Annotated in this window: 11 protein-coding genes and 1 tRNA gene; 10 read left to right on the plus strand and 2 right to left on the minus strand. The window is 60.6% G+C overall.

Annotation, left to right across the window (positions count from 1 at the left end):
* Positions 1–25: 25 nt before the first annotated feature.
* The 3 genes from ACFQ95_RS18885 (at position 26) to aspS (ending at position 2,887) form a co-directional block, all read left to right on the plus strand.
* The gene (locus tag ACFQ95_RS18885; RefSeq protein ID WP_422833420.1) at positions 26–358 is read left to right on the plus strand and encodes an FmdB family zinc ribbon protein; all 333 of its coding nucleotides are present in this window, start codon (positions 26–28) and stop codon (positions 356–358) included.
* Between the two features lie 9 nt (positions 359–367).
* Positions 368–994 (plus strand): DUF502 domain-containing protein, encoded by a 627-nt coding sequence (locus ACFQ95_RS18890; RefSeq protein ID WP_422833422.1) that lies wholly within the window; start codon positions 368–370, stop codon positions 992–994.
* A 75-nt stretch (positions 995–1,069) separates the two neighbouring features.
* A complete protein-coding gene (aspS, locus tag ACFQ95_RS18895) occupies positions 1,070–2,887 on the plus strand; it encodes an aspartate--tRNA ligase (protein WP_422833423.1) in 1,818 nt (605 codons plus the stop codon).
* A 149-nt stretch (positions 2,888–3,036) separates the two neighbouring features.
* On the opposite strand, the gene ACFQ95_RS18900 is transcribed toward aspS, so the two are convergent.
* Entirely contained in the window at positions 3,037–3,819 is a 783-nt protein-coding gene (locus ACFQ95_RS18900; RefSeq protein WP_422833441.1) for a 3-hydroxybutyrate dehydrogenase, read from the minus strand.
* Between the two features lie 161 nt (positions 3,820–3,980).
* Here ACFQ95_RS18900 and ACFQ95_RS18905 point away from each other — a divergent pair, with 161 nt between their 5' ends.
* From ACFQ95_RS18905 to bluB, 4 genes are all read left to right on the plus strand, one after another.
* Positions 3,981–4,946, plus strand: coding sequence for an alpha/beta fold hydrolase (locus tag ACFQ95_RS18905; RefSeq protein ID WP_422833425.1), 966 nt, complete (start codon positions 3,981–3,983; stop codon positions 4,944–4,946).
* On the plus strand, positions 4,943–7,234 hold the full coding sequence (locus ACFQ95_RS18910) for a RelA/SpoT family protein (protein WP_422833426.1): 2,292 nt from the start codon (positions 4,943–4,945) through the stop codon (positions 7,232–7,234). The genes ACFQ95_RS18905 and ACFQ95_RS18910 overlap by 4 nt, the downstream gene beginning before the upstream one ends.
* Before the next feature lie 63 nt (positions 7,235–7,297).
* Positions 7,298–7,374, plus strand: a tRNA-Val gene (locus ACFQ95_RS18915).
* A gap of 75 nt (positions 7,375–7,449) precedes the next feature.
* On the plus strand, positions 7,450–8,136 hold the full coding sequence (gene bluB / locus ACFQ95_RS18920; RefSeq protein ID WP_422833427.1) for a 5,6-dimethylbenzimidazole synthase: 687 nt from the start codon (positions 7,450–7,452) through the stop codon (positions 8,134–8,136).
* A 4-nt stretch (positions 8,137–8,140) separates the two neighbouring features.
* On the opposite strand, the gene ACFQ95_RS18925 is transcribed toward bluB, so the two are convergent.
* Entirely contained in the window at positions 8,141–9,124 is a 984-nt protein-coding gene (locus ACFQ95_RS18925; protein WP_422833428.1) for a polyprenyl synthetase family protein, read from the minus strand.
* A 176-nt stretch (positions 9,125–9,300) separates the two neighbouring features.
* Between ACFQ95_RS18925 and rplU the strand changes: the two genes are divergently transcribed.
* The 3 genes from rplU to cgtA all read left to right on the plus strand — a co-directional run.
* Positions 9,301–9,612, plus strand: coding sequence for a 50S ribosomal protein L21 (rplU, locus tag ACFQ95_RS18930; protein WP_422833429.1), 312 nt, complete (start codon positions 9,301–9,303; stop codon positions 9,610–9,612).
* Positions 9,613–9,624: 12 nt separating this feature from the next.
* Positions 9,625–9,885, plus strand: coding sequence for a 50S ribosomal protein L27 (rpmA, locus tag ACFQ95_RS18935; protein ID WP_422833431.1), 261 nt, complete (start codon positions 9,625–9,627; stop codon positions 9,883–9,885).
* A gap of 95 nt (positions 9,886–9,980) precedes the next feature.
* The coding region (gene cgtA, locus ACFQ95_RS18940; protein ID WP_422833432.1) for an Obg family GTPase CgtA at positions 9,981–11,036 on the plus strand (1,056 nt) is incomplete at its 3' end.

The raw sequence follows: 11,036 nt of genomic DNA on the forward strand, positions 1-11,036 counted from the left end.
CAACCTATCCAGAGTCTAGAACGCAATGCCTATCTACGCGTACCGATGCGAGTCCTGCGGACACAGCAAAGATGTCTTGCAGAAGATTTCTGACGCCCCATTGACGGTGTGCCCGCACTGCGGCGCCGAAGCTTTCAAGAAACAAGTCACAGCCGCTGGATTCCAGCTCAAGGGCTCGGGCTGGTATGTGACGGACTTTCGTGGCGGCAATGGCGCTTCCGGCGCCAAAGACGCAGCACCCGCGACCGGCACCGCACCTGCTGCTGCCGCAACGTCGGCGCCCGCGCCTGCCGCCGCCACCCCTGCACCTGCCGCTGCGAAGACCGAGTCTTCGTCTGGCGCCAAGTCTTCGGACTGATCGCACAGAATGAGCGCATTGCGTAAATGGTTGCTCGCGGGGCTGCTGGTGATTGCACCGGTGGCCATTACCGTGTGGGTGCTGCAATGGATCATTGGCACCCTTGACCAAACCCTGCTGATCTTGCCACTCGAGTGGCAGCCGGATCATTTGCTCGGCTTTCACATTCCCGGTTTCGGGGTGTTGTTGGCCTTGTCGGTGCTCTTGGTGGTGGGGGCCGTGGCCAGCAACTTCATCGGCCGCCGCCTGGTGGATTGGTGGAACCGCCTGTTGCACCGCATTCCCATCGTGCGCTCCATCTATTCCGGCGTGAAGCAGGTGTCGGACACCTTGTTCTCCGAGAACGGCAATGCTTTCCGCACAGCGGTGCTGGTGGAATGGCCACGCCAAGGCGCCTGGACCATTGCCTTCGTCACCGGTGTGCCGCGCGGCGACACCGCGACCCATCTGCAAGGTGACTACCTGAGCGTGTATGTGCCCACCACCCCCAACCCCACGGGTGGCTACTTCATCATGCTCAAGGCCAGTGATTGCATTGAACTCAAAATGAGCGTGGACGATGCGCTCAAATACATCGTCTCCATGGGTGTGGTGGCTCCGGCGATGCCGGTGGATGCAACCGAAAAATTGCACTAGAGCGTCCCGACGTTTTCTGCGCTGCCCACTCTGTTTTAACTCACGCGCCTGCCAAGGCGCCAGAAATTGATTGCCATGTCCTCCTCACAAATGCGTACCACCTACTGCGGTCTGGTCACCGAAGCCCTGCTGGGCCAAACCGTCACCCTGTGCGGCTGGGTGAACCGTCGCCGCGACCACGGCGGCGTGATCTTTGTTGACCTGCGCGACCGTGAAGGCTACGTGCAAGTGGTCTGTGACCCCGATCGTGCCGAGATGTTTGCCGCTTCGGAAACGCTGCGCAACGAGTTCTGCGTGCAGATCAAGGGCCTGGTGCGCCTGCGCCCCGAAGGCACGGCCAACGACGGCCTGAAGAGCGGCAAGATCGAAGTGTTGTGCCAGGAACTGACGGTGCTGAACCCCTCGGTCACGCCACCGTTCCAGTTGGATGACGACAACCTGTCGGAAACCACCCGCCTGACACACCGCGTGCTCGACCTGCGCCGTCCCTACATGCAAAACAACCTGATGCTGCGCTACCGCGTGGCCATGGAAGTGCGCAAGTACCTCGACCAGCATGGTTTCATCGACATCGAAACGCCTATGCTGGGCAAGTCCACGCCCGAAGGTGCGCGCGACTACCTGGTGCCCAGCCGCGTGCACGACGGCATGTTCTTCGCGCTGCCGCAAAGCCCGCAGTTGTTCAAGCAGTTGCTGATGGTGGCCGGCTACGACCGCTACTACCAGATCACCAAGTGCTTCCGCGACGAAGACTTGCGCGCCGACCGTCAGCCCGAATTCACGCAGATCGATATCGAAACCTCGTTCCTTGGTGAGCAGGAAATCCGTGACCTGTTTCAGAACATGATCATCACCGTGTTCAAGAACACGCTGGGTGTGGATCTGGGTGATTTCCCGGTGATGACGTTCCAGGAAGCCGCGCATCGTTTTGGCTCCGACAAGCCGGATCTGCGCGTCAAGCTCGAATTCACCGAACTCACCGACGTGATGGCCGACGTGGACTTCAAGGTCTTCTCGTCCGCCGCCACCATGAAGAACGGCCGTGTGGTCGGCCTGCGTGTGCCGGGTGGCGCGCGTGAAACCGGTGGCCTGTCGCGCAGCGAAATCGACGGCTACACCGAGTTCGTCAAGATCTATGGCGCCAAGGGCCTGGCCTACATCAAGGTCAACGAGTTGGCCAAGGGCCGCGACGGCCTGCAAAGCCCCATCGTCAAGAACATCCACGACAAGGCCCTGGCCGAGATCCTGGCACGCACCGGCGCGCAAGACGGCGACCTGATTTTCTTCGGCGCCGACAAGCTGAAGATCGTCAATGACGCCATTGGCGCACTGCGCATCAAGATCGGCCACAGCGAATTCGGCAAGAAGAACGGCCTGTTTGAATCCGCCTGGCGTCCGCTGTGGGTGGTCGACTTCCCGATGTTTGAGTTCGACGAAGACGCCCAACGCTACACCGCCACGCACCACCCCTTCACGGCACCTAAAGACGGCCACGAAGACTGGATGGTCAGCGCGCCCGAGAAGTGCATCTCCAAGGGCTACGACATGGTGCTCAACGGCTGGGAAATGGGTGGCGGCTCGGTCCGTATCCACCGCGCCGACGTGCAGCAGAAGGTGTTCGACGCATTGAAGATCACGCCCGAAGAAGCGCAGGACAAGTTCGGCTTCCTGCTCGACGCGCTGCAATACGGCGCGCCGCCACACGGCGGCCTGGCGTTCGGCCTGGATCGCATCGTCACGCTGATGACCGGCGCCGAGTCGATCCGCGACGTGATCGCCTTCCCCAAGACGCAACGTGCGCAAGACTTGCTGACGCAAGCCCCAAGCACCGTGGACGAGAAGCAGTTGCGTGAGTTGCACATCCGTTTGCGCAACCCGGCTGCTGCGGCATAAGCCATAGGGGTTGAAGCTGCGCTAGCGGCTTGACCTCAAAAAAGCCCCGCCTGGTGTTTCACCGGGCGGGGCTTTTTACTTCTGAATTTATAGCTTCCTACGCTTATCCAGTAAGCATAGGGGCGATATTTTTCATAAAGGGTTTGCCGTTATTGCGCGGCCCAGCCGCCATCCATGTTCCAGGCCACACCGCGCACGTTGTTGCCTGCGGGCGAGCAGAAGAACACCGCCAAGTCACCCAGCTCCTCGGGCGTGGTGAATTGCAGCGAAGGCTCTTTTTCGGCCAGCAGTTGGCGTGTGGCGTCGGCATTTGAAATGTTGCCGGCAGCGGCACGTGCATCCACCTGCTTTTGCACCAGGGGCGTGAGCACCCAGCCGGGGCAGATGGCGTTACAGGTCACGCCCGTGGTGGCGTTCTCCAGTGCCGTGACCTTGGTCAGGCCGACGATGCCGTGTTTTGCCGCAACGTAGGCCGATTTTTCGGCCGAGCCCACCAGGCCGTGCACCGATGCCACGTTGATGATGCGGCCCCAGCCCTGACCGTTGTTGGCCGCCAGCATGCCCGGCAGTACCAGCCGCGTGGTGTGAAAGGCGCTGGTCAGGTTGATGGCGATGATGGCGTCCCAGCGCTCTACCGGGAAATTTTCTATGCGTGACACATGCTGGATGCCGGCGTTGTTGACCAGAATGTCCACGCTGCCAAAACGTGCCTTGGTGGCGTTGACCATGTCTTCGATGTCGGATGCGCGGCTCATGTCGGCGCCGTGGTGGTCCACCTGTACACCCAAGGCCGCGACCTCGCTCTTCGGGCCTTGTATGTCGCCAAAACCGTTGAGCATGATGTTCGCGCCCTGCCGCGCCAGGGCCAGGGCTATGCCCAAACCAATGCCGCTGGTCGAGCCCGTGACGAGGGCGGTTTTGCCTTTCAGCAGGTCTTGTCGCATGTGTCTTCTCCGAATGATTTAGGATGCATTGACCGTAGTAAATGCGAGATATTGCCGGGCGCATTATCGTGGGCCTGGCACGTAGATTGCGCTCCGTGTTCTCCCGCGTTCTCGCTTGCTTTTTTGCCCTTGTTGAATCGTTTTTTGCCATGACTGAACCGACCCTGCACCACGTGAATTGCCCCGGCCTGGCCGCCAAGACCGCACCCGAGGTGGCAGGGCATCGCATGGCGTACTGGGAATGGAACAACTCTGGCGATGCGCACAACCCACACGTGATCGTGTGTGTGCATGGTTTGTCGCGCCAGGGCCGTGATTTCGATGCACTCGCGCGTGTGCTCAGCCGCTCGGCACGGGTGATCTGCCCCGACGTGGTGGGCCGTGGCCAAAGCGACTGGCTGGCCGACCCCATGGCTTACCAACTGCCGAATTACGCGGGCGACATGTTGGCGTTGCTGGCCCAGGTGCATGCCCAGGCACCGATTCACACCTTGGATTGGGTGGGCACCAGCATGGGTGGGTTGATTGGCATGGCCATTGCCGGTTCGGCGCAATTGCCATTGCCTGCACCCGTGCGCCGTCTGGTCATCAACGACGTGGGCCCGAGCATTCTGTGGCAGGCCCTGGCACGTATTGGCAGCTACCTGGGGCAGACCGGGCGTTTTGCCTCGGTGCAGCAGGCGGCGGATGCCATGTGGGCCATTTCCACCAGTTTTGGCCCACACACGCCCGAACAATGGCTGGCGCTGTCGCAACCCATGGTGCGGCAACTGCCCAAGGCCAACCCGCATGACGCCGATGCCTGGACCCTGCATTACGACCCCGCCATAGCCGTGCCCTTTGCCAGCGTGACCGAAGAAGTGGCGAAGCAGGGCGAGGCTGCCATGTGGAACCTGTACGACCACATCACCGCGCAGACCTTGCTGTTGCGCGGCGCGCAGTCCGATCTGTTGTCGCCCGCCACCGCCCAGGCCATGACCGAACGCGGCCCGCGTGCACGCCTGGTGGAGCTGGCCGGTGTGGGCCATGCGCCCACGCTGATTGCGCCTGACCAGCAGGCGCTGGTGAGCGGCTTTTTGTTGGACGGAGCGACTGCGCCTCCTGCTGCAGCATGAAGCATTCGTTAAGCGAAAGCCCGGAGCCCGCGAGCCAACAGCCCACCGCCTACCCGGGCCTGATCATCACCGAAGCCGACCGGCAGGGGGCCGATCTGGCGTTGGCCCGCGCACGCGCCTTTGCCGAGCCGTTGATCGCGGGTGAAGACCTGGACTCTGGCGAAAACACCCTGGCCCACGCCGATGCGGTGGCCGCCATCCTGCGCTCGGTGGGCGGCTCGGAAGCCATGCAGGCAGCGAGCTACCTGGTCTACGCCTGTGTGCATCTGAACAAGCCGCGTGAAGTCATTGCCAAGGCCTTTGGCGACAACTTTGCCACCCTGGCCGTGGAGACTACACAACTCATGCGTGTGCAGCGCCTGTCGCGCAGTGCGCAGCAGGTGGACGACCCGGCCGAGCAAACCGAAGTGGTGCGCAAAATGCTGCTGGCCTTTTCGCGCGACCTGCGCGTGGTGATGCTGCGCCTGGCCTCGCGCCTGCAAACCCTGCGTTACTGCGCCGCCAGCAAAACCCCCATGTCGCCACGCAAGGCACGTGAATCGCTGCAGGTGTTTGCGCCGCTGGCCAATCGTCTGGGCATCTGGCAGATCAAGTGGGAGATGGAAGATCTGGCGTTCCGTTTTCTCGAGCCCGACACCTACAAGCAGGTGGCCCGGCAGCTCGATGAAAAGCGCATAGAGCGCGAAGCCAGCATGGAAGCCTTGCGCCACAGCTTGCAGGAAGAGCTGACCGCGCAGGGCATCAAGGCCACGGTGCAGGGGCGACCCAAACACATCTACAGCATCGTGAAAAAGATGCGTGGCAAGTCGCTCGACTTCAACCAGGTGTTTGACATCCGTGCGCTGCGTGTGATCGTTGACAACGTGGAAGCATGTTACGCCGCGCTGGGCTGGGTGCACATGCGCTTTGTGCCGGTGAACAATGAGTTTGACGACTACATCGCGCGCCCCAAACCCAATGGCTACCAGTCGCTGCACACGGTGGTGCGCCAACCCGCGAGTACCGGCGTGGACGATGCCGATGGCGCCCGCACCGGCCAGGGTTTGCCGATCGAAATCCAGATCCGCACCCAGGCCATGCACGACCACGCGGAGCACGGGGTGGCCGCGCATTGGGCCTACAAGGAGGCCGGAGCCAAGGGCTATGCCGGGGTATCGGCGAGCAGCGAATACGATGCCAAGATCGCCGTGCTGCGGCAGCTTCTGGCCTGGGAGCGCGACCTGTCGGGTCAGGCCGCGCCGCCCGCCGCAGGCACGCATACCGCTGCCGAGATGCTGGGCGACCGCATCTATGTGCTGACACCCGAAGCCGCCGTGGTCGAGTTGCCGGCTGGCGCCACACCGGTGGACTTTGCTTACAGCGTGCACACCAATCTGGGTCACCGCTGTCGTGGCGCCAAGGTCAATGGCACCATGGTGCCGCTGAACACCCCGCTGCAAAACGGCCAGACGGTGGAAATCATCGCGACCAAAGAGGGCGGTCCCTCACGTGACTGGCTGAATGCCGAGCTGGGCTATCTGGTGAGCCATAGAGCCCGTGCCAAGGCACGCGCCTGGTTTAACGCTTTGGCACTGCACAGCACCGTGGCGCGTGGCCGTGAAGCGGTGGAAAAACTGCTGCAGCGTGAAGGCAAAACGGCGATGAAACTCGACGACCTGGCGACTCAGCTGGGTTTCAAGAGTGCCGACGACCTGTTTGAAGTGGTGGGCAAGGACGAGTTTTCGCTGCGCAATATCGAAAATCTCTTGCGCCCGCCCGAGCCCGCACCCGACCCGGATGAGTTGCTGTTGCAGCGCAAGTCGCGCACCAATGAAAACGCCCCCAAGGGCGGTGTGTTGGTGGTCGGCATAGACTCGCTGATGACGCAGCTTGCCAAGTGCTGCAAACCGGCGCCGCCCGATCCGATCATGGGTTTTGTGACGCGCGGCAAGGGTGTGAGTGTGCACCGTGCCGACTGCAGCAATCTGCGCGAGATGGCGACGCAAAACGGCGAGCGCGTGATCGAGGTCACCTGGGGCAGCGCAAGTGGTGGCGCCGGCAAACCGACACAGTCCGCGGTTTATCCCGTGGACGTAGCGGTGGAGGCGGCCGACCGCCAGGGGCTGCTGCGCGATATCTCGGAAGTCTTTGCAAAAGAAAAAACCAATGTGATTGGCGTCCAGACCCAATCGATCAAAGGCATGGCCTGGATGACGTTCACCGTCGAGGTATCGGACTCCACACGCTTGAACAAAGTTTTGGGTGTGGTGCGTGAGGTCAGCGGTGTACGCTCGGCAAGACGGCGTTAAAAGTGGCGCGGCTGCAAAAAATGCGCAAACCAATGCTATACTCGTGGTCTTGAATAAATATTCAGGCGCGTAGCTCAGCTGGTTAGAGCACCACCTTGACATGGTGGGGGTCGTTGGTTCGAGTCCAATCGCGCCTACCAAACAAGCCCAACACGAAGTGTTTCGTGTTGGGCTTTTTGTTTTTCATTCTGAGAATGGCGTCTATGCTTTTGCCCATGCATTCCGATCAGCCAATCCGCAGCCAGCATTCCGATTTTTCTTCTGATGAGCGTGATGCGCTTTATCGTGTCATGGCAGAGCGCCGCGACATGCGTCATTTTTTGCCGGGGCAGCGGGTGCCGGATGAGGTGATGCTGCGTTTGCTGCAGGCGGCGCATCGCGCGCCCTCGGTGGGGTTGATGCAGCCTTGGCGGCTGTTGCGCATCACGAGCCCAGAACTGCGGCAGGCTTTGGTCACTTTGGTTGAAGAAGAGCGCCAAGCGACGGCGGAGGCCATGGGCAAGCGTTCTGAAGAATTTTTGCGCCTCAAGGTTGAAGGCTTGCGTGATTGCGCCGAGCTGCTGGTGGCGGTGCTGGCGCCCGACGATGGCACGGTGTTTGGTCGACGCACCATGCCGCGTGACATGGCGGTGTGTTCGGTTGCTTGCGCGATTCAAAACCTGTGGCTGGCAGCACGTGCCGAAAATCTGGGCATGGGCTGGGTGTCGATGTTTGACCCCGCTCGTGTGCGCGGTCTGCTGCAATTGCCCGAGGCCGCCGACCCGTTGGCCTTGCTGTGTATTGGGCCGGTGCCGGCTTTTTATGAGAAGCCAATGCTGGAGCTCGAAGGCTGGCGTTATGGCCGACCTTTGGATGATTTTGCGTTCACCGACCGCTGGCCGGCAGCCTCGGCCGCCGACTGAGTGTTTAAGCCCTGCGCTCCAGCAGTGATGCCGCCAACTGCAGCAAGCCGTTGCTGAATGCGTTGCTGGGAAGCGCCTTCGTCGCTTCGATGGCGCGTTCGGCCTCGGCGGCGGCGGCGGCACGCGTTGCGTCGAGTGCACCGGTGCTGCGCACAATGTCGACGATCTCCTGGATGCGTTCCACTTCACCGTGTTCGATGGCGTGGCGAATCACGGCGCATTGCTCGGGGGTGCCGCGTTGCATGGCAATGATCAGCGGCAGGGTGGACTTGCCTTCGCGCAAATCATCGCCCAGGTTTTTGCCCATTTCGGCCACCGAGCCGTCGTAGTCGAGCACATCGTCTATCACCTGGAAGGCTGTGCCCAAGGCTTGGCCGTAGGCCGCGCAAGCTTCTTCGAGTTCCGGTGAAGCTTGGGCCAGAATGGCCGCGATGCGGGTGCTGGCTTCAAACAGCTTGGCTGTTTTGGAGCGAATCACGCGCAGGTAATTGGCTTCGTCGAGTGAGGCGTCATGCATGTTCACCAGTTGCATCACTTCGCCCTCGGCGATGATGTTGGTGGCTTCGGCTAGGATCTCCATGATGCGCATCTGCCGCGTTTCCACCATCATCTGGAAAGCGCGCGAATACATGAAGTCGCCCACCAGCACGCTGGCTGGGTTGCCAAAAATCTCGTTGGCTGTGGCGCGCCCACGGCGCAGGCTGGATTCATCGACCACGTCGTCATGCAGCAGGGTGGCGGTGTGGATGAATTCGATCACCGCTGCGAGGTTGAAGCGGTCGGCCTGTTGATAGTCCAAAGCGCCACACATCAACAGCAAAATGGAGGGACGAAGGCGCTTGCCCCCGGCGGAGATGATGTAGCGGGAGACTTCGCCAACCAGTGGTACGCCTGAGGAGAGCCGCTTGGCGATCACTTGATCAACCTCACGCATGTCATCGGTGATCAGCGCGAGCGCGGCGGTGGTGCTATGAGAATTGACGGTCAAAATGCGAGCGTAAGTTTTGCAGAATTATATGAATTTTGACGCACTTCCAGCCTCAACCGGCGGCGCCAGTGCCGGAGTTGTCTGCTTGGTGGGCGTTTGCAACACTCGCTCGGCCTGTGCTAAACTAGAGGGCTCTGCAGAAATTCGTCTTCAGAGCCAATTCAAAAGGTTAAAAAATGTACGCGGTCATAAAAACCGGTGGCAAACAGTATCGTGTTGCTTCCGGCGAAAAAATTAAAGTAGAACAGATTGCTGCGGACGTAGGCCAAGAGATTGTGTTCGACCAGGTTCTGGCAGTCGGCAACGGCAGCGAGATCAAGGTTGGCACGCCCTTGGTGTCCGGCGCTACTGTTACGGTCACGGTTGTGGCCCACGGTAAACACGACAAGGTCAGCATCTTCAAGATGCGTCGTCGTAAGCACTATCAAAAGCGTCAAGGGCACCGTCAGCAGTTCACCGAACTGCAAATCGGCGCGATTGCTGGATAAGGAGCAAGAGTCATGGCACAGAAAAAAGGCGGCGGCTCTACGCGAAACGGGCGCGACTCCAAGCCAAAGATGCTGGGTGTCAAGGCGTTCGGTGGTGAACTGGTGAGCGCAGGCTCTATCATCGTTCGCCAACGTGGCACGAAGTTCCACGCTGGTGCGAACGTTGGCCAGGGTAAGGACCACACCTTGTTTGCTTTGGTCGACGGTCACGTATCGTTCGCCCACAAAGGCGCGTTGAACAAGCACCAAGTGATCATTACGCCCGCTGCGTAATTTTTGCTGGCAACAGTGATCTACGGATCCGTCAGAAGCCCCGCCTAGCCGGGGCTTCTGTGTTTTGCGGTGCGATTTTTTGAACTGGAGCGACCATGAAGTTCGTTGACGAAGCCTATATTGACATCTCTGCAGGAGATGGTGGGGCCGGCTGTGTGTCGTTCCGGCATGAAAAATACAAAGAGTTTGGCGGCCCGAACGGCGGCGACGGTGGCCGTGGTGGCCACGTTTTTGCGGTGGCTGACGTCAATCTCAATACCTTGGTGGACTATCGGTTCGCCCGGCGTTATGACGCCAAGCGTGGTGAACACGGCATGGGTTCCGATATGTTCGGTGCTGCCGGTGACGACATCACGCTGAAGATGCCCGTCGGCACCATCATCACCGACGCCGAAACCGGCGAAGTGCTGTTTGAGTTGCTCACGCCGGGCGAGGTGATCACCATCGCCAAGGGCGGCGACGGCGGCTTTGGCAACCTGCGTTTCAAGAGCGCCATCAACCGCGCGCCACGCCAGAAAACGCCGGGCTGGCCCGGTGAGAAGCGCAGCCTGAAGCTCGAGCTGAAGGTGCTGGCCGATGTGGGCTTGTTTGGTTTGCCAAACGCTGGCAAGTCAACCTTGATCACCGCTGTCTCCAACGCCCGCCCACGTATTGCAGACTATCCATTCACCACCTTGCACCCCAACCTGGGTGTGGTACGCGTGGGCCCTGAGCAAAGTTTTGTGGTGGCCGATTTGCCGGGTTTGATCGAAGGTGCCTCTGAAGGCGCGGGCCTGGGCCATCTGTTTTTGCGCCACCTGCAACGCACACGTTTGCTGCTGCATGTGGTGGACGCGGCGCCGTTTGATGATTCGATTGATCCGGTGGCACAGGCCAAGGGCATCATCGCCGAGCTGAAAAAGTACGACGAAGGTCTTTTTAAAAAGCCGCGTTGGCTAGTGTTGAACAAGCTGGACATGGTGCCGGTGGAAGAGCGCGAGGCGCTGGTGAAGGACTTCGTCAAACGGCTGAAGTACAAAGGCCCGGTGTTCGAGATTTCGGCGCTGAACCGCGAAGGTTGCGAGCCGCTGATCAAGGCGGTCTACAAACACATCCGTGCCGAGCACGATGCGGAGCAGGTTCACGTGGAAGTTGATCCACGGTTCATGCCA

The sequence above is a fragment of the Variovorax sp. HJSM1_2 genome (genome assembly GCF_049316285.1).
Lineage (GTDB): Bacteria > Pseudomonadota > Gammaproteobacteria > Burkholderiales > Burkholderiaceae_C > Rhodoferax_B.